Raw genomic sequence first — 21,312 nt, 5'->3', positions numbered from 1 at the left:
TTGCCGAGCGGCCCGCGGCGGCAGGCCCGTCGCCGTCACCACCGACAGTGCGCTGTCACGGCCCGGTCGGGCATTCGACGCGGCCCGCACCAGGTGTGCCTCAACCTTCCGGCTTCTTCGTACGTCATGACCTGTTCCGCCCACGTTCCCACCTCTGGCCCCCGTCGCGGGGCCCACCGAAAGGCACCCGATGAACAACACCGACACCTCGACGCCGGCCCCCGTCACCGGCATCGTCGACACCGTCGACGACCACGCCCTGATCCGGGTCGCCGGCTACCTGCCCTCGGCCGCGGACGTGTACGTCCCGCCCGCCCAACTACGCCGGTACGGTCTGCGTCGCGGGGACCTGGTGACCGGCGCGGTCGCCGCCCCGCCCCACCGTGGCCGGCACGCCCCGCTGGTACGCCTCGACACCGTCAACGGGATGGAGCCGGAGGAGGCGCGGCGTCGGCCGGAGTTCTACAAGCTCACCCCGCTGTACCCGCAGGAGCGGCTGCGGCTGGAGACCGAGCCGCACATCCTGACCACCCGGGTCATCGATCTGGTCATGCCGATCGGCAAGGGCCAGCGGGCGCTGATCGTCTCGCCGCCGAAGGCGGGCAAGACGATGGTGTTGCAGGCGATCGCGAACGCGATCACCCGTAACAACCCGGAGTGCCACCTGATGGTGGTGCTGGTCGACGAGCGGCCGGAAGAGGTCACCGACTTTTCTCGGTCGGTGAAGGGCGAGGTCATCGCGGCCACGTTCGACCGGCCGCCGCAGGACCACACCACGGTGGCGGAGTTGGCGATCGAGCGGGCGAAGCGTCTGGTCGAGCTGGGGCACGACGTGGTCGTGCTGCTCGACTCGGTGACCCGGCTGGGCCGCGCCTACAACCTCTCCGTACGGTCCGCCGGCCGTACGCTCTCCGGTGGGGTCGACATCGCCGCGCTGAACCCGCCGAAGCGGCTGCTCGCCGCGGCCCGCGCGGTTGAGGAGGGCGGCTCGCTGACCATCCTCGCCTCGGCGCTGGTGGACACCGGTTCGGCCGCGGACACGCTCATCCACGAGGAGCTCAAGAGCACCGGCAACGCCGAGCTGCGACTGGACCGCGCGCTGGCCGAGCGGCGCACCTTCCCGGCCGTAGACGTCCGTGCCTCCGGCACCCGTCGGGAGGAGCTGCTGCTCACCGAGGTCGAGCGGCATCGCCTGCGGGGCCTGCGATCCGCGTTGTCCCCGATGGACCGCCAGGCCGCCCTGGACCGGCTGCTGCACCAGCTCACCGCCACAGCGGGCAACGCCCAGTTCCTCATCCGGCTCGGTGCCGCCGGCAACTATCCTCAACGGTCATGACCATGCCGGGAAACGAGCCGCCGACCGTACGCCAGCTCCGCCTCGTCGTCGAGGCCGAGGACTACGACGCGGCCGTCGCCTTCTTCCGCGACGCCCTGGGCCTGCCCGAGCAGGCGGCGTACTCGGGTGGCGACGGCGCGCGGGTGGTGATCCTGGAGGCCGGCCGGGCCACCCTGGAGCTGGCGAATCCCGCGCAGAAGCGAATGATCGACGAGGTGGAGGTCGGCCGGCAGGTCGCACCGCGCCTGCGGGTGGCGTTCGAGGTGGACGACAGCCGCACGATGACCGAACGTCTGGTCGCGGCGGGTGCCACCGAGGTCGCTCCGCCGACCGTCACCCCGTGGCAGTCCCTCAACGCCCGCCTCGACGCCCCGGCCGGCCTCCACCTCACCGTGTTCCAGGAGCTGCGTACCCCGGCGGAACGTGCGGCCACGGACGGCTTCGGCACCGACGTCTGACCGCCGGCAATCCGCTGCGCCCGGCCGCCCGGCCGTTGATACCCTCGCGCGGTGCCCGACCCCGTCACCGCGCCCGGGCTGACCCCGGCGCAGGCCGCCGCCCTGCGACACGTCCGCCGCGTGGCGCTGCGGGACCGTCCCGCGGCCCTTGCCGCCATCGCCCGGCACCTCGCCGGCTCCGGGACCGCGCACCAGGCGGAGCAGGTGGTCGCGGCGGTCGCCGCGTACGGTCGGCTGACGCTCAACTTCCACCCGGACCGCCTGCTACGCGACGGCCGTACGGTGGCCGAGGCGCTGGACCAGGACGGCGTCTACCGCAGCCAGTTCGAGACGGGCATCTCCAACGGCGGGCTGACCGCGTTCCCCGGCGGTGACCGGGACCGCTGGGAGGGGACGCTGTTCGGCGGGGCGTACCAGCGGCCGGGCGTGCTCCCCGCGGAGCGCCCGAAGTACGGTGGCCTGAACCTGCTCGACCATGTCGACGGGGCCTGCCCCCGGTTCGGCTCCTGCCACCTGCGGCTGCGCCCCGAGGCGCTCCACCGGGCCACCCTCTGTTTCGGCGACAGCCACACCCAGCCGAAGGACGTCGGCACCCTCGACGTCTTCGAACCGGTACTCGCCGCGCTGCTCGGGGCCACCGCCGGCACCGGCGTGAGCCTCGGCCTCGCCGGCATGGACACCGACACGCTGCTGCGTACGCTGCTCGGCAACCGGAAGCGGGAATCGACCGTGGCCGGGCGGGCGTTGGACGACTACATCGAGGCGCAGATCCACGGCGAGGTGAGCCTCGCTCGGGACGTCGAAACGCTGGTGGTCGACCCGTCGTTCCGGGGTACGGAGGCCGGGCGGATCCTCGCCGGGATCGCCCGGCGGCACGGCTTCCCGCTGCACTGGCACTGCGGGTTCGAGCTGCCGGTCGACGGGGTCGACGCCGAGTTCCGCGGCCCGGCCATCCCACCGCTCGCAGCCCGAGTGCACGCGCAGTTCGCCCGCCCGGGAGAGCCGGTGCATGCCGCACTGATCGGCCGCGCGGCCGCGTCGCTGGTACGGGAGCCGGAACGGTGGGCCGACCGAGGTCCGGCCGAGGTCACCCTTCAGCACCTCAAGCAGCTCTGGCACGTTGTCGTCCGGTTCGGCACGCCTGCCGCTGGCTGAGACCGGCCTCCCGTTTCGACCCGCGCGCTCCGTCTCCGCCCTCCCGGTACGCCCGCTGCCGGCCCATCCCGCACCCATGGTGACCTGCGCCGCAGCCCGGTGCCTCTCCGGCATATCCGGAATGACCGACACGGCAAGCTGGTTGTGTCCCCAGTACCCCGGAAGCGCAAACCCCGTACCGGCCAGTAGTTCCCCCGAGGCCCGCTCACCCCGGAGCGCGTCATGACGATCGAAAGGGCAACCATCGTGAAGCAGCACTTCACTCGATGGCTCCCCGCCATCGAACAGACCTCGCACCGCACCGCCGAGCTCGTCACCCGGTGGCTCCCCGCCATCGCGAAGACCCCGCACCGTAAGGCCGTACTGACCGTCTCGGGCGTTGCCGTCCTGGGCGGCCTGGCGTTCGGCCCGACCGCCGTCGCCGCCCCGGTCACCACCGGACCGCACGCCGGCGCCGTCGCCGCCATCGACCTGGCCACCGGCAACAAGACGGCGGTCGCCGAATCCGAGCTCACCACCGGCGCCGACAAGGTTCCCACCAAGGCCAACCCGCCCAGCCGCGACAAGCTCGTGCCGTACGGCGTCGAGGGCGCGCAGTCGCGTATCCCGCTCGACAACGCCCAGATCTCCAACGCCAAGGCCATCGTCAAGGCCGCCAAGGAGACCGGCGTGGGGGAGCGGGGCGCCGTGATCGGCGTCGCCACCTCGTTGCAGGAGTCGAAGCTGTACAACCTCGGCCACCTCGGCATGTACAACGACCACGACTCGCAGGGCCTGTTCCAGCAGCGCCCGTCGTCCGGTTGGGGCACGCCCGACCAGATCACCAACCCGGACTACGCCGCCAAGGCGTTCTTCAACGCGCTGAAGAACGTCGGCGGTTGGCGCGACCTGCCGCTGACCACGGCCGCGCAGACCGTCCAGGTGTCCGCCTACCCGTACGCGTACGCGCAGTGGGAGGACCAGGCGGCGGACATCGTCCAGCAGGTCTGGTGAGTCCTGCTTCTTCCGGAACCGGCCGGCCCCTGTCCAGGGGCCGGCCGGTTCCGTCTCCCCCTTTGACCAGCCATTGATCGACTCCGTGTGCGGTATGTGGTGGTCTCGGCGGGGCCGGTGACCACCGTTTGCGGCACACGGAGTGGATCATCGGGTCTTGGGTGTGGCTGGTGCTCTTTCGTGCCTGCCCGCCCGCGCCTCGACGGGCCTTGGTCGGCTCCGTGTGCGGTATGTGGTGGTCTCGGCAGGGCCGGTGGCCACCATTTACGCGATATGGAGTGGATCACCCGAGCTCGCGACCGCCTGGGGGCGCGGTTTGCGGGGGATGCCCGCTTCGGCGGCGTTGACTGCCGGCTTGGGTGGAGTGAGGGGGTCCGGTCGGCCGCCCGGCTTCGGCCGGGTCTTGATCGACTCCGTGTGCGGCATGTGGTGGTCTCGGCGGGGCCGGTGACCACCGTTTGCGGCACATGGAGTGGATCACGGAGTTCCGCGATCAACCGGCGCCACGTTTTGCGCTGGATGTCCGGTTCGGGGGTGAGGGGCGGCATCCTGCGGGCGGAATGGCCGACGGGCGGGGGTCGTTGTACATGGCTGCACGACCAAGGAGCCCCCAGGCCCCGGGCCGCCCGCGTCGGCGGGTGGGCCGATCCCGGGAATGACGCCGGGTGGTCGGTCGTTGTACATGGTCCCGGCGCCGCGAAGAGGCGATCCCCTCGCCCCGTGAGCGTTCCGGTCGATGACTTTCCCCCTTCTCTTTTGAGCGCCTGACGGTGCTTGCGCACACAGAATTTGCCGTCTCCCCTTTTGTCGGCGGGTGTGCGCCAACCCCCGAATGGAGCTTTGTCATGAACACGATGCTGCGTAAGAGCGTTCTTGGTGTTGCTGGTCTGGCTTTCACCGGTGGTGTGTTCGCTGGTCCGATCGCGGCTCACGCCGCTGAGCCGGTGCACGCCAACCCGGCCGTCGTACAGGCCGACAAGCCGGACAGCGGCAAGCTGATCCCGCATGGTGTGCAGGGCACGCAGTCGAGGATCGGTCTGAACGACGAGCAGACCGGCAACGTGAAGGCGATCATCGCGGCGACGAAGAAGGCCGGGATGCCGGAGCGGGCCGCGGTGGTGTCGATCGCCACGAGTCTGCAGGAGTCGAAGCTGGAGAACCTGGGCCACCTCGGCGACGCCAATGACCATGACTCGCTGGGTCTGTTCCAGCAGCGCCCGAGCTCGGGTTGGGGTTCGCCGGAGCAGATCACCGATCCGGAGTACTCGACGATGGCGTTCCTGAAGGGTCTGAAGCAGGTTGACGGGTGGCAGGACATGCCGCTGACCAAGGCCGCGCAGACGGTGCAGGTGTCGGCGTACCCGGATGCCTACGCCCAGTGGGAGCAGCAGGCCGCCGACCTGGTCGCCCAGTACTGGAACAGCTGACAACCACAGAATCACGAACAACCGCTGGCCGGCACCCCGCAACCGGGGTGCCGGCCAGCGGCGTCTGCGCGAGGATCAGGATGCGGCGCCAGAGCGGGCCGGGGAGGTAGGACCGGACCGACGGTGACCCATCACGACGTCGACCAGCGCGGCGACGAGCGCCAGCGCGATGATCCCGGCGGCCAGCACCAGAGAATGCCGGAACGCCGTCGACCAGTCTCCCCGGGTGTCGGCCAGGGTCGAGAAGAACAGGGAGCCGACCGCGGCGATTCCGGCGGCCGACCCGATCCGCTGACCGGTCTGCAGCATGCCGGCCCCGCTGCCGGCCTGCGGCACCGGCACCTCGGAGAGGGCGAGCGTCTGGTTCGGTGCGATGACCAGACCACTGCCCAGCCCGGCCACCAGGAACGGCACCGCGGTCAGCACCGGCACTGAGACATGCCACGAGCCGTGCAGCACCCACACGGTCGCGGTGAGACCGACCACCACCACCAGCAGGCCGACACCGACCAGTGGCCGGCCGTACCGGTTGACCACCCGGCCGCCTACCGCGGACGCCACCGCCGAACCGAGGGCGAACGGGGTGATGGCCAGACCGGCGGCGAGGGCGCTGTAACCGAGCCCGATCTGTAGGTACAGGGTGAAGATGAAGAAGATCGCGGTGAACCCGGCGAAGTAGAGCAGACCGATCAGCGTCCCCAGGGTGTACGAGCGCAGCCCGAACAGCCGCAGGTCGAACAGGGGCTGCCGAAGGCGCGCGTACCGCCGCTCCCACAGGCCGAACGCGGCCAGGAAGACCAGTCCGGCCGGGATCAGCAACCACTTCGTCCCGCTGTGCCACTGCTGTTGCTGCACCAGCGGGAGCAGCACCAGGGTCACCCCGGCGCCGAGCAGCAGCACGCCGATCGGGTCGAGTCGGTGCCGGTCGGGTACGCCGGTGGGTCGGGCGGGCATCAGCCGCCAGCCCAGCAGTACGGCGATGATGCCGACCGGCACGTTCACGAAGAACACGTACCGCCAGCCGTGTTGCTCGCCGCCGAGCTGGATGAGCAGCCCGCCGAGCAGTGGGCCGACGGCGGTGGAGATGCCGATCGTGGCGCCGAGCAGCCCGAACGCCCGGCCCCGTTCGGCGCCCCGGAAGAGCTGCTGGATCATGCCGCTCACCTGGGGGTTGACCACCCCGGCGGCGGCGCCCTGGACGAGCCGGGCGATGACCAGCCACAGTGGCGAGCTGGCCAGCCCGGCCACCGCGCTGGTCAGCGTGAACAGGACCAGCCCGGCCACGAACGCGCTGCGCCGGCCGCGTGCGTCACCGAAACGCCCGGCCGGCACCAGGATCAGGCCGAAGGTGAGCGCGTACCCGGACAGCACCCACTGCAGGTCGCTCGGCGTGGCGTGCAGGGCCCGGTCGATCGACGGTACGGCCACGTTGACGATGCTGACGTCCAGCAGCGTCATGAACGCGGCGACCAGGCCGACGCCGAGCGCCTGCCAGCGGCGCCGGTCGTCGTATCCGGCGGTGTCCGCCGGTGCCGACCGGTCCGTGCTCATCGCGCCCCCCGAAGGCCGTCGCTCACGTGTCCGATCGCCACCAGGCCCATCGTGGGGCAACCGGCGCGGCTACGCCATCTGGCGCGCACACCACCGTGGCCCGAAGTCCAGACCCGCCATCGGGGAGTCCTCGCGGTGCAGCAGGCCCCGTTCGGTGAGCATGTGCAGCGGCTCGCGCAGCTCCTCCTCGGTCATCCCGGCCTCCTCGGCGATCATGCCGGGATAGGGTACGTGCCCCCGCACCTCCAGCGCAGTCACCGCCTGGTACACCCGTTGCTCGATGTCGGACAGCTGTACCTGCTGCATCGTTCCCTCCTCGACGTGACCCGCCCGCTCGGCGGGTGGTCTGCGCCCGGCGGTTACCCGGAGGGCCGCCGATGATGCCCACCCGAACGGGGGGTGCCGTCGGGCGCGGTGGGGCGCCCCCGGACGGGTCGTGCCCTAGGCTGCACCAGTGATCATCTGGGATCTGGTCGTCGTCGGTGCCGGCCCCGCCGGGCTCTCCGCCGCGCACGCCGCGGCCCGGGCCGGCGTGCGCACAATGGTGCTCGAACGCGCCACCCACCCTCGCTACAAGACCTGCGGCGGCGGGCTGATCGGCACGTCGCTGGCCGAGGTCGCCGACCGGATCGAGGTGCCGGTCCACGACCGGGCCGACCGGGTCACGTTCACCCGGGACGGGCGACGGGCCTTCACCCGCCGGCATCCCGGGCCGCTGGTGAGCATGATCCGCCGCGAGGAGTTCGACCACCGGCTGCGGGCCGCCGCGGTCGCCGCCGGGGCCGAGGTCCGTGAGGGCGTCGCGGTCCGCGCCGTCGAGCAGGACCCCGACGAGGTACGCCTGCGGCTGGCCGACGGCGACACCGTACGCGCCCGCGTGGTTGTCGGCGCGGACGGGTCCTCCGGCGTCACCGCCCGGCACGTCGGGGTGGCTCACCGCCAGGTCGACCTGGGGCTGGAGGTGGAACTGCCGGTCCCACCCGCCGAGCAGGAGCGCTGGCGGGGCCGGATACTCCTGGACTGGGGGCCGGTGCCCGGCTCGTACGCCTGGGTCTTTCCCAAGGGTGACCGGCTCACCGTCGGCGTCATCTCCGCGCGCGGCGAGGGGGAACGGACCCGGGCCTACCTGCGTGACTTCGTGGCGCGGCTCGGCCTGTCCGAGCTGACCCCGGAGCACGACTCGGGCCACCTGACCCGGTGCCGTACGGAGGACTCGCCGCTGCGCCGTGGTCGGGTGCTGGTCGCCGGTGACGCGGCCGGCCTGCTGGAACCGTGGAGTCGGGAAGGGATCAGCTTCGCCCTGCGTTCGGGCCGGCTGGCCGGCGAGGCGGTGGCCGGTGGCGACCCGGCGGCGTACGAGCGCGAGGTCAATCGGCGGCTGGTGCCCGAGATGCGGGCGGGGCACCGGCTGCTGGAGGTCTTCGAGCGCCGGCCCGACGTGTTCCACGCGATGCTGGCCACCCCACCCGGCTGGCGGATGTTCGTCCGGTTCTGCCAGGGCCGGACCAGCTTCGACCGGGCCCTGGCCCGACGACCGGTCCGGGCGGGTATGGCCATGTTGGACCGGCTGCCGCCGATGCGGCAGAACGGGTCGCCCTGAGCGGCCGATCAGGGCACGATGACCGCCCGTCCGTGGATCTCCCCCGGCGCAGCGTCTCGTACGCCTCCGGCGCCCGATCGAGGGGAAAGGTCTGCACGTCGGCGTGCAACTGCCCGGCCCGCCCCAGGGCGATCACCTCCTGAAGCTCGGCCCGGGTACCCCAGAACGGCACCATGACGTCGGTCTCCAGCGGTACGGTCGGTGGCTCGTCGGCCACCGGCCGGACCGGGAGCGTGCCCCCGGCGAGGCCGACCAGCAGCAGCTTGCCGCCGGTGGCGACCACCTGCCGGGCGGTGGTCAGGGTGGGGTCCGCCCCGACGAAGTCGAGCACCACGTCCGCCCCGTCCGGCGGCGGCCCCACCAGTGCCCGGATCCGTTCCACGGCGTCCGGCCCGGCCTGCACCACCTCGTGCGCGCCCAACCGGCTCGCCAGGTCCAGCGCCGCCACGCTGGTGTCCACGGCGATGATCCGTACCGCCGTGGTGGCCACCAGGATCTGCACCGCCATGTGGCCCAGTCCGCCGATCCCGATCACCACGCAGGTGGTGCCCGGGCGCAGCTTCGGTCGCGCCAGCTCGATGGCGTGGTACGGGGTGAGCCCCGCGTCGGTGAGCGGCGCCGCCTGGCTCAGGTCCAGGTCCCCGACGTGCAGCAGCCGGGACGCGGGCACCACCACGTACTCGGCCAGCCCGCCGTCACGGCTGAGCCCGATGCCGCCCACCGGTACGACCCGGCACTGGTTCTCCAGCCCACGCAGGCAGGCGCGGCAGCGGCCGCAGCCGATGATCCCGTACACCGCGGTCCGGTCCCCGGGGGACCAGCCGGAGACCCCGGGGCCGACCTGGTCGACGGTGCCCGCGATCTCGTGGCCCAGCGTCATCGGGGTGGGGTACATCCCCGCCGGCGCGTCGAGGATGTGCAGGTCGGAGTGGCAGGCGCCGACCGCGCCGACGCGTAGCAGCACCTCGCCCGGTCCAGCCGCCGGGGTGGGCACCTCCGTCTGCTCCAGCACCCCGGGGGCGGTCATCCGCACCGCGCGCATGGTTGTCCTCCACCTCGTCTCGACAGTCCGTCGCGGCGGCTTACCCGTGCCGTCCAGGTTGATGCGGGCGTTGTGCGACCGGGCGCACAATGCGGTCATGAGCGAGCCGAACGAGTCGTTCACCGACGAGGAGTACGCGTTCCTTCGGCACGTTCGCTTCGGCGAACTGCCGCCGGCGGTGCCTCCCGAGGACCGAATGGCGTTGACGGAGACCGACGCCCGGCGGGACCGCCCGGAGCCGGCCGGCGGGCCCGAGGAGTGGGCACTGCGCAACAGTCCGGGCTGAGCCCGGAAACGGCCGACGGGCCGGGGGTGGCACCCACCCCACGGCCCGCCGGACCGGTACGCGTCAGAAGACCGGCACGCCCTCGCGGACCAGCTTCCAGTTCGGCACGAAGAAGTCGGCCGGGTCGATGACGCCCTTGGCCTGTGCCCACTCGATGAGCAGCTGCCGGATCTCCTGCTGCTCGTTGTAGACCTGGGTCTTCACGATCCCGGGGAAGTTGCCGCCACCGCTGCGCCGGTAGTTGTTCACCGCGACCACGAACTGGGCGTCGGCGGGGACCGGGGTGTCGGTGCCCGGCAGGACCAGGCGGGTGATCCGCTGGCCGACCGGCTTCGAGATGTCGATGTCGTAGTCGACACCCGAGATCGTGTCGTAGTTGTAGTCCGGCACGGCCGGGTCGGCGATGGTCGCCGGGTTGACGGCGGCGCCGACCGGCAGCGTCACGAAGTACTTCGCCGAGTACTCCAGGTACTCCTTCACCTCGGCGCCGGTCATCACGACCGCCTCGAGGGTGTTGTCGTACACGTAGAGGCCCGCGACGTCGCGGATCCGCACGTCCCCGGCGGGGAACACCGCGGTACGGCTGAACGGCGCCGCGATCGACAGCACCGGCAGCCCGGCGTACGCGGTGCCGGCGAGCGCTGCGGTCACCACGTCGGTCTGGACCTGGTTGATGAAGTCCAGGATCGGGGTGTCCTGGTACCGCGACTCGGCGGCGGAGAGCTCCACGGTGGACCGCGCGACGACCTGGTTGACGTAGTCGACCGTCTTGGCGTGCTGGCCGCGCACGGCCGCGAGCACCGCCGGATCCTCGACCACGGTGTTCGTGTTCAGCATGGTGGCGCCCTTGGCGACGACCTTCCAGCGGCCCTTCTCCCGGGTCAGGGTGAAGTCCATCCGGGTCAGCCGCTGGCCCCACTTCGACGGCTCCGAGGTCAGCACCTGCTCGCCGGTCCGGGTGTTGGTGACGAACTTCTCCCGGACCTCGTTGTGCGCGTGTCCGAAGAGGATCGCGTCGATGCCCGGCACCTGCTCGGCGATCATCGCGACCGGGTTCTCGTTCGGCAGCTCCGGCCCGTAGCTGGAGGTGCCGCTGTCGCCGCCGTGGGCGGAGATGATGACCAGGTCGGCGCCGCGCTCCCGCATGATCGGCACCCACTTGGCGGCGGTCTCGACCATGCCGGCGAAGACCAGCTTGCCCTCGACGTTGCCCTTGTCCCAGATGGCCACGCCGGGGTTGGTCAGGCCGAGGATGCCGACGTTCAGCGCCGGCGCGCCATGCCCGCCGAGGTTGACCGGCTTGATCACGTACGGCAGGTAGGCCGGCTTGCCGGTCTTCTCGTTGATCGCGTTGGCGGCGAGAGCCGGGAAACCGAGCTGCTCGATCCACCTGGCCAGCAGCGGCAGGCCGTAGTTGAACTCGTGGTTACCCAGCGTGACGGCGTCGTAGTTCAGCACGTTCATCGCGTTGGCCATCGGGTGCGTCTCACCGGTGACGGTGATCGGCTCCTGCTTGGCGTAGTACGTGGCCAGCGGGGTGCCCTGGATGGTGTCGCCGGCGTCGAGTACCAGGGTCGCCTTGCCCCTGCGCTCGTCGCGGATCTGGTTGACCAGGGTGGCCAGCTTCGCGACGCCGACGTCGTTGTGCTGGCTGTCGTCGTACTCGGCGTCCTTGTAGTAGTCCCAGTTGTAGACGTTGCCGTGGGTGTCGGAGGTGCCGAGGACGGTCAGGTCCCAGATCTTGGGGGCGTTGCCCTTCGCCTCGCCCGCCTGCGCGGGGGAGCCGGCGAGCAGGGGAGCGGTCGCGGCGGCCGCCGCGACGGCCAGCACCTGACGGCGTGAGGCGCCGGAGGAGGAGGTCATGAGGTGCCTTTCCATGGGGGTTGACGCGCCTCGTAGGCGCCGTTGCGCACCATAACCACCTGCTGTCACAGTCGCCACATCGCCCCGAGGTGTTTCACCTCATCGGCACCAGCCGTCGACTGGCTGTAACACCCGGGCCACCCGCACGTCGTTTCCGCCATGGCTGCGGGGGTAGGGCGGTACTGGACGCGAGGGGATGAAGCGGCACGAGGAGGAGCCGGTGAGCGAGGACCAGTACACCCAGCAGGACCCCAGCCGCCAGTACGGCCAGCAGCAGGGACAGCCCGCGCAGCAGCAACCGGTGCCGGGTTCCGTGCAGCGGATGGGACCGAAGCCGGATCACGGCGAGGAGTCCTACCGCGGCAGCGACCGGCTCGCCGGAAAGCGGGCCGTCATCACCGGGGGCGACTCCGGCATCGGCCGCGCGGTCGCCATCGCGTACGCCCGGGAGGGGGCCGACGTGCTCGTCTCCTACCTCGGCGAGCAGGAGGAGGCCGACGCCCGGGACACCGTCCGGCTGATCGAGCAGGCCGGCCGCAAGGGCATCGCGGTGCGTACCGACCTCACCGACGAGAGCCACTGCCGGCAGTTGATCGACCGGGCGCTGGGCGACCTCGGCGGCATCGACATCCTGGTGAACAACGCGGCCTTCCAGATGGCCCAGGACAAGGGCCTCGCCGGCGTCACCACCGAACAGTTCGACCGGGTGTTCAAGACCAACGTGTACGCCATGTTCTGGCTCTGCAAGCTGGCCGTGCCGCACCTGGGCGAGGGGTCGGTGATCATCAACACCTCATCGATCCAGGCCTTCAACCCGTCGCCGCAACTGCTCGACTACGCCACCACCAAGGCGGCGATCGTCAACTTCACCAAGGCGCTCGCGCTGGACCTGGCCGACCAGGGAATCCGGGTCAACGCCGTCGCACCCGGCCCGATCTGGACGCCGCTGATCCCGGCCACCATGCCCGAGGAGAAGGTGAAGGAGTTCGGCACCGAGGTGCCGCTGGGCCGCCCCGGCCAGCCCGCCGAACTCGCCCCCGCGTACGTCTTCTTCGCCTCGCAGGAGTCCAGCTACGTCACCGGGGAGATCCTCGGCGTCACCGGCGGCAAGCTGACCCGATGACGACCGCCCCGGGCGTCGTCCGGCGCCCTCCGGTCAGCGGGGCCAGGCGGCCATCCGGCGGCGGACCTCGGCGACCTGATCCGCGTCGAGCCCGTAACGGGCGAAGCGCCGGTCGGGGAGCTGGTCCAGGTAGCCTCCCGCCGCCCGGATGTCCGCCATGTCCAGCGCCGGGTCCACCTGGCGGGCCAGCGCCAGCAACTCAGCCACCTCGTACCGGCCGAGCGCGGCGGAGACGTCGATGTAGTCCCGCACCTCCCGCCGGTTGACCAGCGCGGCGGTCTTGTTGGCGATCAGATCGCGGACGTCCATCACCGGGCCGAGGTCCATCACCACCGGGCTGCGATACCGGTCGAGCCGGGCCAGGCTGAGCCGGATCTGTCGGCCGTCCCGGCTCACCACGAAGTCCCGCAGATCCCGGTCGAAGCCGTCGAACAGCTCCGCCAGCTCGCTGTCCGGGTCCGCGTCGACGACCTGGTATCCGGCCAGCTCCAGTGCGGCCCGCACCTCGGCCGCCGCCGCGGCGGCGGCGCCCTCCACGTCGGCGAAGAGGTCGACGTCCTCGGTCGGCCGGGTAACCAGGCCGTGCGCCGCCCAGGCCACCCCGCCGCCGAGCACGAACCGGTGCGGGCCGGCGGCGGCCAGGGCCACCCGGGCCACGTCCCGGTAGAAGTCGTGCAGATGGCTCACGCGGTACGCAGGCCCCGGTGCCGGCTCTCCCACGCCAGGCGTACCCCCCGCGGCAGGTTCAGCCGCCGCCACACCCGGCGCAGTGTCCGCCCGTCGATCAGGTCGCGCAGATCGTCGACCCGGTTGGTCTCCCGCAGCACGTTCTCGTACATCCAGAGCAGGTCGTCCGGGTCATCGAGGTCGAAGGCGCGTTCGCTGCTCCACATCAGGCGTACCGGCAGCTCGACGATGCCCCGGGTGGGGCCGGTGAGCTCGGCGAGGGTACGGGCCACCACGGCGGGACGCCCGGGCCGGGCGAGGTACGCACTGGTGGTGGCCGCCATGCTGTCAGGGTAACCCCTGCCACGTCCGTTGCGTCCCCTGCGCCCGCGAGGTTCGCGGCCCGCTCGCCGCTGCCGGCCTGTGCGCGGCTTGCGCGGCACGGTGCGCGGGGCGTGAGCGGGGGACCACTTTCCGGGAAGTTGAGCCCTCGTCCCACGCCTGGCGGCCGTAGTGCGCATCTTGGCTGCGCCTCGCGCGGAGTGGCGCCTCCGAGCCTCCGCGCTGCCCCGGTTTGACCTTGGGCCGACTCCGATTCTGCGCGCGGGATGTGGGTTCTCGGCGGGTGCCGGATGCCGCCCTTCCGAGCCCCGTCCGCCTCAGATCCGGCATTGGTCGACTCCGTGTGCGGTATGTGGTGGTCTCAGCGAGGCCAATGACCACCGTTTGCGGCACATGGAGTGGATCACCCTGCTCCGATTGTCTCTGGGTGTAGCTGGCCTCCTCCCGGCCTGCCCGCCCGGCCCCGACGAGCCTTGGTCGACTCCGTGTGCGGTATGTGGTGGTCTCAGCGGGGCCGGTGACCACCGTTTGCGGCACATGGAGTGGATCACGGAGTTTCACGATCACTCGGTGTCGCGTTTTGTGCTGGATATCCGGTTCGGGAGTGTGGGGTGGCATCCCTGAGGCCGGAATGGTCGGGGGTCGGGGGTCGTTGAACCCGGGTGCACGGCCGAGGAAGACCCTGCCTCGGGGAGTGGCCGCCCGCTTGGGTGAGCCCCCGGGCCCCGGTCCCCGGGAATGATGCCGGGTGGTCGGTCGTTGTACATGGTCCCGGCGCCGCGAAGAGGCGATCCCCTCGCCCCGTGAGCGTTCCGGTCGATGACTTTCCCCCCCTTGCTTTGAGCGCCTGACGGTGCTTGCGCACACAGAATTTGCCGTCCCCCTTTTGTCGGCGGGTGTGCGCCAACCCCCGAATGGAGCTTTGTCATGAACACGATGCTGCGTAAGAGCGTTCTTGGTGTTGCTGGTCTGGCTTTCATCGGTGGTGTGTTCGCTGGTCCGATCGCGGCTCACGCGGCTGAGCCGGTGCACGCCAACCCGGCCGTCGTGCAGGCCGACAAGCCGGACAGCGGCAAGCTGATCCCGCATGGTGTGCAGGGCGCGCAGTCGAGGATCGGTCTGAACGACGAGCAGACCGGCAACGTGAAGGCGATCATCGCGGCGACGAAGAAGGCCGGGATGCCGGAGCGGGCCGCGGTGGTGTCGATCGCCACGAGTCTGCAGGAGTCGAAGCTGGAGAACCTGGGCCACCTCGGCGACGCCAATGACCATGACTCGCTGGGTCTGTTCCAGCAGCGTCCGTCCAGTGGTTGGGGTTCGCCGGAGCAGATCACCGATCCGGAGTACTCGACGACGGCGTTCCTGAAGGGTCTGAAGCAGGTTGACGGGTGGCAGGACATGCCGCTGACCAAGGCCGCGCAGACGGTGCAGGTGTCGGCGTACCCGGATGCCTACGCCCAGTGGGAGCAGCAGGCCGCTGACCTGGTCGCCCAGTACTGGAACAGCTGACAACCACAGAACACGAACACATGAACGCCGCTGGCCGGCACCCCGAACCGGGGTGCCGGCCAGCGATGCGTCCGGGGTCAACGACAACGGAGTGACGGCGATCACCGGAAGCGGCGGAAGACAGCCGGCCCCCGTACCGTTGTGCAGAGCGTCGGTGTGTCCAGTGTCCCCGGGCCTCACCCAAATTGCCTTCGCGGAATACCGTCCGGCTGGAGCCGCGTCGCGCCACTCGCCGAGAGGCGACCTGCACACCGACGCCCAGCGCCGCCCCGGCCATCCGGCCGGGGCGGCGCTGTCTTCGCCCGAGGGCCGCCTGGCCTTTCGTTGGCCGAATTGATCCGGCGGCTTGTGTCGCGGGCTCGCGGCGGCTGGCCTAAGGTTCAGGTGGTCAGCTTCCGTCGGCGGGAAGGGGGTGTCCCAGTGGGCCTGAAGACGTTCATCGAAGGCTGGCCGGTCTACCGGCAGCTCACCGGCACCGACCCGCTCGGCCGGGGCGCGGCGGCCCAGTCCGCCCGCTCGGCGGCACTGACCGCGCGCACCGAGACCGCGGACAGCATGGCCCGATCCGTCTGCCCGTACTGTGCGGTGGGCTGCGGGCAGCGGGTCTTCGTCAAGGACGGCCGGGTCACCCAGATCGAGGGCGATCCGGACAGCCCGATCTCGCGTGGTCGGCTCTGCCCGAAGGGCTCGGCCAGCAAGAGCCTGGTGACCAGCCCGCTGCGGCAGACCAAGGTCCGCTACCGCCGGCCGTACGCGACGGAGTGGGAAGACCTGGACCTGGACGTCGCGCTCGACATGATCGCCGACCGGGTCCTCGCCGCACGCGACGAGACCTGGGAGGACGTCGACGACGAGGGCCGGCCGCTGAACCGGACGCTGGGCATCTCCAGCCTGGGCGGGGCGACCCTCGACAACGAGGAGAACTACCTCATCAAGAAGCTTTTCACGGCGATGGGGGCGCTCCAGATCGAGAACCAGGCCCGGATTTGACACTCCGCCACCGTCCCCGGTCTGGGGACCAGCTTCGGTCGCGGCGGGGCGACGGACTTCCAGCAGGACCTCGTCAACGCTGACGTCATCGTCATCCAGGGTTCCAACATGGCCGAGGCGCACCCGGTGGGATTCCAGTGGGTGATGGAGGCCAAGAAGCGCGGCGCGAGGGTCTTCCACGTCGACCCGCGGTTCACCCGTACGAGCGCGCTCGCCGACACGTACCTGCCGATCCGGGCGGGCACGGACATCGCGCTGCTCGGCGGCGTGGTGCGGTACATCCTGGAGAACGAGCTGGACTTCCGGGAGTACGTGCTGGCGTACACCAACGCGGCGACCATCGTCAGCGAGGCGTTCGTCGACACGGAGGACCTCGACGGTCTCTTCTCCGGCTTCAACGTCGACAGCCTCGCGTACGACCAGAAGAGCTGGCAGTACCAGGGGCAGGAGCGTAACGGCGGCACGCCGGCCGACGGCACGGAGCGGGAGACGGCGGCCGGGCTGCGGCACGAGTCGCACGGGCCGCCCGTGCGGGCCCGGACCGAGCGGGACGAAACCCTGCAGCACCCCCGCTGCGTCTACCAGATCCTCAAGCGGCACTTCTCCCGGTACACGCCGGAGATGGTCGAGCGGGTCTGCGGCGTTCCGCAGGAGAAGTTCCTGGAACTCGCCCGCGCCTGGACGGAGAACTCGGGCCGGGAGCGCACCGGCGCGCTGGTCTACTCGGTGGGCTGGACCCAGCACAGCGTCGGCGTGCAGTACATCCGAACCGGGGCGATCATCCAGCTTCTGCTGGGCAACATCGGCCGGCCCGGCGGTGGGATCCTGGCGCTGCGCGGACATGCCAGCATCCAGGGGTCGACGGACATCCCGACGCTGTTCAACCTGCTGCCGGGCTACCTGCCGATGCCGCACCACGCCGAGCACCCGACCTTCGACCGGTGGGTGGACGGCATCCGCAACCCCGGCCAGAAGGGCTTCTGGGGCAACGCGCAGGCCTTCGCGGCGAGCCTGCTCAAGGCGTACTGGGGGGACGCGGCGACGCCGGAGAACGACTTCTGCTACGACTACCTGCCCCGGATGACCGGCGATCACGGGACGTACCAGCAGGTGTTGAACATGATCGACGGCAAGGTGAAGGGCTACTTCCTGCTCGGCCAGAACCCGGCGGTCGGCTCCGCGCACGGCCGGGCCCAGCGCCTGGGCATGGCCAACCTCGACTGGCTGGTCGTCCGGGACCTGTTCATGATCGAGAGCGCCACGTTCTGGAAGAACGGCCCGGAGGTGGAGACCGGCGAGATCGTGCCGGAGGAGTGTCGCACCGAGATCTTCTTCCTGCCCGCCGCGTCGCACGTGGAGAAGGAGGGCACCTTCACCCAGACACAGCGGCTGCTGCAGTGGCGGGAGAAGGCCCTGGACCCGCCGGGCGACTGCCGCTCCGAACTGTGGTTCTTCTACCACCTCGGCCGCAAGCTGCGGGAGAAGCTGGCCGGCTCCGACAAGCCGCGCGACCGGGCGCTGCTCGACCTCGCCTGGGACTACCCGACACACGGGCCGGAGGCGGAGCCGAGCGCCGAGGCGGTGCTGCGCGAGATCAACGGCTTCGACGTGCGTACCGGCCGCCCGCTGGGCGGGTTCGCCGAGGCCCGCGACGACGGGTCGACCGCCATCGGCTGCTGGATCTACTCCGGCGTCTACGCCGACGGGGTGAACCAGGCGGCCCGGCGCAAGTCCCGGCACGAGCAGGACTGGGTCGCCGCCGAGTGGGGCTGGGCCTGGCCCGCGAACCGGCGCACCCTCTACAACCGGGCCTCCGCGGACCGGCAGGGGCGGCCGTGGAGTGAGCGGAAGAAGTACGTCTGGTGGGACGAAGACCAGGGGGAGTGGACCGGGTACGACGTGCCCGACTTCGAGAAGACCAAGCCACCGACCTATCGGCCGCCGGAGGGTGCCTCGGGCACCGAGGCGCTGGCCGGGGACGACGCGTTCGTCATGCAGGGCGACGGCAAGGGCTGGCTCTACGCGCCGACCGGGGTCCTCGACGGGCCGCTGCCGACGCACTACGAGCCCGCCGAGTCGCCGATGCGCAACCCGATGTACGGCCAGCAGGCGAACCCGACCCGCAAGGTCTACTCGCACCCGGTGAACCGGATCAACCCGAGCCCACCGGAGCGGCACAGTGAGGTCTTCCCGTACGTCTTCACGGTCAGCCGGCTCACCGAGCACCACACCGCCGGCGGCATGAGCCGCTTCGTCCGGCCGCTGTCCGAGTTGCAGCCGGAGATGTTCGTGGAGGTGTCGCCGGAGTTGGCCGCAAAGGTCGGGCTGGCGCACCTGGGCTGGGCGCACCTGATCACCGGTCGGGCGGCGATCGAGGCCAAGGTGCTGGTCACCGACCGGCTCACCCCGCTGCGCGTGGAGGGGCGGCTGATCCACCAGGTCTGGCTGCCGTACCACTTCGGCCGGGAGGGGTTCGTGACCGGCGACTCGGTCAACGACCTGTTCGGGATCACCCTGGACCCGAACGTGCTGATCCAGGAGAGCAAGATCGGCACCTGCGACATCCGACCCGGCCGGCGGCCCACCGGGCCGGCCCTGCTCGACCTGGTCGGGGAGTACCAGCGGCGCGCCGGCCTGACCTGGGAGCACGGGACCCCGATCGTCACCACCGAGGCCGCCACGGACGGAGGGTACGAATGACGCTGCGGGAGGGGAACAGCCTCTACGGGCCGCTCGACCCCGCCCCGGACGCCGGGTGGACCGACGCCCCGCCCCGGATGGGCTTCTTCACCGACACCAGCGTCTGCATCGGCTGCAAGGCGTGCGAGGTCGCCTGCAAGGAGTGGAACGACGTCCCCGCCTCCGGCTTCGACCTGCTCGGCATGTCGTACGACAACACCGGCGCGTTGACCGCCAACTCGTGGCGGCACGTGGCCTTCATCGAGCAGCCGCGCCCCGCCGGGCACCGTGCCCAGCCCTTCGCGGGGGACCCGACCGGCCCGGCGGCCAGCCCGGCCAGCGCCGCCGCGGCGTCCGACACGGTGAACGAGACCGGCACCGACCCGGGCGTGCCCGCGGGGCAGCCGGAGGCGGCGGCTCGGATGGCCGCCGGCCCGGAGTTCCTGGGCATGCCCGGCTCCCAGCCGCCCGGGCGGGCCACCGGTGTGGAGTCCCGCACCGACTTCCGCTGGCTGATGATGTCGAACGTGTGCAAGCACTGCACCCACGCCGCCTGCCTGGACGTCTGCCCCACCGGAGCGCTGTTCCGCACCGAGTTCGGCACCGTCGTCGTGCAGGAGGACATCTGCAACGGCTGCGGCTACTGCATCTCCGCCTGCCCGTACGGGGTCATCGACCAGCGCCGGGGCGACGGGCGGGCGTGGAAGTGCACGCTCTGCTACGACCGGCTCGGCGCCGGCCTGACCCCGGCCTGCGCGCAGGCCTGCCCGACCGAGTCCATCCAGTACGGCCCCCTCGACGAGCTGCGCGAACGCGCCGCCGGGCGGGTCGCCACCCTGCACGAGCGGGGGGTTCCGGAGGCCCGCCTCTACGGCCACGACCCGACCGACGGCGTCGGTGGGGACGGCGCGTTCTTCCTCCTGCTCGACGAGCCCGAGGTGTACGGCCTGCCGCCGGACCCGGTGGTCACCACCAGGGACCTGCCGAAGATGTGGAAGCGGGCCGGGCTGGCCGCCCTGGCCATGGCGGCGGCCGCCGTCGCCGCGTTCGTCGGAGGTTCGTCGTGAGTCCGGATCGTGCCCCGGTCGGCGCCCTGTTCCGCCGCTTCCGCGAGCGGCTGGCCGTCGAGGGTCCGAACCGTCTCGGCGGGCCGGGCTCGCGCGCCGACCACGGTCCGAAGGTGACGGCTTCCCGCGTCCCACTGCCCGGCGGGGCCGGACCGGGGGCGCGTGGCGGCCGGGCCACCGGCGCGGACGTGGCCCGGGCCGAGGCCGAGCCCGGCCCGTCGCGCGAGGCCGAGCCGCGCCGCCGTCGCGGTGGCCGTGCCGGCGGCGGCGAGCCGTTGAACGTGCCGCCGGCCGAGTTCACCTCCTACTACGGCCGGCCCATCCTCAAACCGCCGGTGTGGAAGTGGGACATCGCCGCGTACCTGTTCACCGGTGGGCTCGCCGCCGGGTCGTCGCTGCTCGCCGCCGGCGGGCAGCTCACCGGGCGCCCGGCGCTGCGCCGTGCCGGGCGGGTCGCCTCGCTGGTGGGGGTCACCGCGAGCACGTACTTCCTGGTCAACGATCTCGGCAAGCCGAGCCGGTTCCACCACATGCTGCGGGTGGCGAAGCTGACCTCGCCGATGTCCGTGGGCACCTGGATCCTCACCGCTTTCGGGCCGGCCGCCGGGCTCGCGGCGGTCGCCGAGGCCGCCCCGTGGCTGCCTGAGCGTGGGCTGCTCGGCCTCGGCCGTCGGCTGCTGCCCCCGGCCGGGCACGCCGCCGGGCTGGTCGCCGCCGCCACCGCTCCGGCCCTGGCCACGTACACCGGGGTGTTGCTGGCCGACACGGCAGTGCCGTCCTGGCACGAGGCGTACCCGGAACTGCCGGCCATCTTCGCGGGCAGCGCCCTGGCCAGCGGCGCGGGCGTGGGGCTACTGGCGGCGCCCACCGCGCAGGCCGGCCCGGCCCGGCGGTTCGCCGTCGCGGGGGCGGCCCTGGAGCTGTGGGGGGCGCACCGGGTGGAGAACCGGCTCGGCCTGCTCAGCGAGCCCTACGCGACCGGTACCGCCGGCAGGCTGCTACGGGCCGGTCGGGCGCTGACCGCCGCCGGGGTGACGGGTGCGCTGCTCGGCCGCCGCAACCGGACGCTGTCCGCCCTCTCCGGCGGCGCGCTGCTCGCCGCCGCCCTCTGCACCCGGTTCGGCATCTTCCACGGCGGAGTCGCCTCGGCGAGGGATCCCAGGTACACCGTCGTGCCGCAGCGGGAACGCGTCGACCGACGCGCGTCCGAGCAGGACTGACACCT

General features: G+C 71.6%; 15 protein-coding genes and 3 pseudogenes. 12 read left to right on the top strand and 6 right to left on the bottom strand.

Annotation, left to right across the window (positions count from 1 at the left end):
* Window positions 1–169: 169 nt before the first annotated feature.
* From rho to GA0070604_RS16260, 5 genes and pseudogenes are all read left to right on the top strand, one after another.
* A pseudogene (gene rho / locus GA0070604_RS16280) lies at window positions 170–1,336 on the top strand (transcription termination factor Rho); the annotation flags it as partial.
* Window positions 1,333–1,794 carry a VOC family protein gene (locus GA0070604_RS16275; RefSeq protein WP_244161934.1) on the top strand — a complete coding sequence of 154 codons (462 nt, stop codon included), beginning with the start codon at window positions 1,333–1,335 and terminating at the stop codon, window positions 1,792–1,794. The pseudogene rho and the gene GA0070604_RS16275, both read left to right, overlap by 4 nt.
* Before the next feature lie 51 nt (window positions 1,795–1,845).
* A complete protein-coding gene (locus tag GA0070604_RS16270; RefSeq protein WP_244161933.1) occupies window positions 1,846–2,949 on the top strand; it encodes a DUF3626 domain-containing protein in 1,104 nt (367 codons plus the stop codon).
* Between the two features lie 246 nt (window positions 2,950–3,195).
* Complete coding sequence (locus GA0070604_RS16265; protein ID WP_091118709.1) at window positions 3,196–3,942, top strand: hypothetical protein; 747 nt, start codon at window positions 3,196–3,198, stop codon at window positions 3,940–3,942.
* 845 nt (window positions 3,943–4,787) lie between these two features.
* A complete protein-coding gene (locus GA0070604_RS16260) occupies window positions 4,788–5,369 on the top strand; it encodes a hypothetical protein (RefSeq protein ID WP_091118708.1) in 582 nt (193 codons plus the stop codon).
* Between the two features lie 75 nt (window positions 5,370–5,444).
* Here GA0070604_RS16260 and GA0070604_RS16255 read toward each other — a convergent pair whose 3' ends face one another.
* Window positions 5,445–6,920, bottom strand: a complete 1,476-nt coding sequence (locus tag GA0070604_RS16255; RefSeq protein WP_091118707.1) for an MFS transporter — start codon at window positions 6,918–6,920, stop codon at window positions 5,445–5,447.
* 69 nt (window positions 6,921–6,989) lie between these two features.
* The gene (locus tag GA0070604_RS16250) at window positions 6,990–7,226 is read right to left on the bottom strand and encodes a hypothetical protein (RefSeq protein ID WP_091118706.1); all 237 of its coding nucleotides are present in this window, start codon (window positions 7,224–7,226) and stop codon (window positions 6,990–6,992) included.
* Between the two features lie 148 nt (window positions 7,227–7,374).
* Between GA0070604_RS16250 and GA0070604_RS16245 the strand changes: the two genes are divergently transcribed.
* The gene (locus tag GA0070604_RS16245) at window positions 7,375–8,520 is read left to right on the top strand and encodes a geranylgeranyl reductase family protein (protein WP_091118705.1); all 1,146 of its coding nucleotides are present in this window, start codon (window positions 7,375–7,377) and stop codon (window positions 8,518–8,520) included.
* Between the two features lie 91 nt (window positions 8,521–8,611).
* On the opposite strand, the pseudogene GA0070604_RS16240 reads toward GA0070604_RS16245, so the two are convergent.
* Window positions 8,612–9,547: pseudogene (locus GA0070604_RS16240) on the bottom strand (alcohol dehydrogenase catalytic domain-containing protein); the annotation flags it as partial.
* Window positions 9,548–9,659: 112 nt separating this feature from the next.
* On the opposite strand from GA0070604_RS16240, the gene GA0070604_RS16235 reads away from it, so the two are divergent.
* Window positions 9,660–9,848, top strand: coding sequence for a hypothetical protein (locus GA0070604_RS16235; protein WP_244161932.1), 189 nt, complete (start codon window positions 9,660–9,662; stop codon window positions 9,846–9,848).
* Window positions 9,849–9,911: 63 nt separating this feature from the next.
* On the opposite strand, the gene GA0070604_RS16230 is transcribed toward GA0070604_RS16235, so the two are convergent.
* Window positions 9,912–11,711: a bifunctional metallophosphatase/5'-nucleotidase gene (locus tag GA0070604_RS16230; RefSeq protein ID WP_091118703.1), complete on the bottom strand. Its 1,800-nt coding sequence runs from the start codon at window positions 11,709–11,711 to the stop codon at window positions 9,912–9,914.
* Window positions 11,712–11,931: 220 nt separating this feature from the next.
* On the opposite strand from GA0070604_RS16230, the gene GA0070604_RS16225 reads away from it, so the two are divergent.
* Window positions 11,932–12,834: an SDR family oxidoreductase gene (locus GA0070604_RS16225; RefSeq protein ID WP_091127177.1), complete on the top strand. Its 903-nt coding sequence runs from the start codon at window positions 11,932–11,934 to the stop codon at window positions 12,832–12,834.
* 33 nt (window positions 12,835–12,867) lie between these two features.
* Here GA0070604_RS16225 and GA0070604_RS16220 read toward each other — a convergent pair whose 3' ends face one another.
* Both GA0070604_RS16220 and GA0070604_RS16215 read right to left on the bottom strand, forming a co-directional pair.
* The gene (locus GA0070604_RS16220) at window positions 12,868–13,521 is read right to left on the bottom strand and encodes a nucleotidyl transferase AbiEii/AbiGii toxin family protein (protein WP_091118702.1); all 654 of its coding nucleotides are present in this window, start codon (window positions 13,519–13,521) and stop codon (window positions 12,868–12,870) included.
* Entirely contained in the window at window positions 13,518–13,844 is a 327-nt protein-coding gene (locus tag GA0070604_RS16215; protein ID WP_091118701.1) for a hypothetical protein, read from the bottom strand. The genes GA0070604_RS16220 and GA0070604_RS16215 overlap by 4 nt, the downstream gene beginning before the upstream one ends.
* 925 nt (window positions 13,845–14,769) lie before the next feature.
* Between GA0070604_RS16215 and GA0070604_RS16210 the strand changes: the two genes are divergently transcribed.
* The 4 genes and pseudogenes from GA0070604_RS16210 to nrfD all read left to right on the top strand — a co-directional run bounded on the left by GA0070604_RS16210 (window position 14,770) and on the right by nrfD (window position 21,307).
* Window positions 14,770–15,351: a hypothetical protein gene (locus tag GA0070604_RS16210; RefSeq protein WP_091118700.1), complete on the top strand. Its 582-nt coding sequence runs from the start codon at window positions 14,770–14,772 to the stop codon at window positions 15,349–15,351.
* Window positions 15,352–15,771: 420 nt separating this feature from the next.
* Window positions 15,772–19,020 (top strand): annotated as a pseudogene (gene fdh / locus GA0070604_RS16200) (formate dehydrogenase); the annotation flags it as partial.
* 17 nt (window positions 19,021–19,037) lie between these two features.
* A complete protein-coding gene (locus tag GA0070604_RS16195; RefSeq protein WP_377592975.1) occupies window positions 19,038–20,087 on the top strand; it encodes a 4Fe-4S dicluster domain-containing protein in 1,050 nt (349 codons plus the stop codon).
* Window positions 20,084–21,307, top strand: coding sequence for an NrfD/PsrC family molybdoenzyme membrane anchor subunit (gene nrfD / locus GA0070604_RS16190; RefSeq protein WP_244162208.1), 1,224 nt, complete (start codon window positions 20,084–20,086; stop codon window positions 21,305–21,307). Before GA0070604_RS16195 ends, nrfD begins: the two co-directional genes overlap by 4 nt.
* The last annotated feature ends 5 nt before the right edge of the window (window positions 21,308–21,312 follow it).

Source organism: Micromonospora eburnea (assembly GCF_900090225.1).
Taxonomy (GTDB): domain Bacteria; phylum Actinomycetota; class Actinomycetes; order Mycobacteriales; family Micromonosporaceae; genus Micromonospora; species Micromonospora eburnea.
This window is presented reverse-complemented; position numbering and strand designations above follow the sequence as displayed.

What these genes read in the sequence shown, in the direction of transcription:
- GA0070604_RS16195 (WP_377592975.1), top strand. Translation starts at nt 19,038, where the DNA reads ATGACGCTGCGGGAGGGGAACAGCCTCTACGGGCCGCTCGACCCCGCC.
- GA0070604_RS16260 (WP_091118708.1), top strand. Translation starts at nt 4,788, where the DNA reads ATGAACACGATGCTGCGTAAGAGCGTTCTTGGTGTTGCTGGTCTGGCT.
- GA0070604_RS16250 (WP_091118706.1), bottom strand. Translation starts at nt 7,226, where the DNA reads ATGCAGCAGGTACAGCTGTCCGACATCGAGCAACGGGTGTACCAGGCG.
- GA0070604_RS16235 (WP_244161932.1), top strand. Translation starts at nt 9,660, where the DNA reads ATGAGCGAGCCGAACGAGTCGTTCACCGACGAGGAGTACGCGTTCCTT.
- GA0070604_RS16215 (WP_091118701.1), bottom strand. Translation starts at nt 13,844, where the DNA reads ATGGCGGCCACCACCAGTGCGTACCTCGCCCGGCCCGGGCGTCCCGCC.
- GA0070604_RS16275 (WP_244161934.1), top strand. Translation starts at nt 1,333, where the DNA reads ATGACCATGCCGGGAAACGAGCCGCCGACCGTACGCCAGCTCCGCCTC.
- GA0070604_RS16230 (WP_091118703.1), bottom strand. Translation starts at nt 11,711, where the DNA reads ATGACCTCCTCCTCCGGCGCCTCACGCCGTCAGGTGCTGGCCGTCGCG.
- GA0070604_RS16210 (WP_091118700.1), top strand. Translation starts at nt 14,770, where the DNA reads ATGAACACGATGCTGCGTAAGAGCGTTCTTGGTGTTGCTGGTCTGGCT.
- GA0070604_RS16255 (WP_091118707.1), bottom strand. Translation starts at nt 6,920, where the DNA reads ATGAGCACGGACCGGTCGGCACCGGCGGACACCGCCGGATACGACGAC.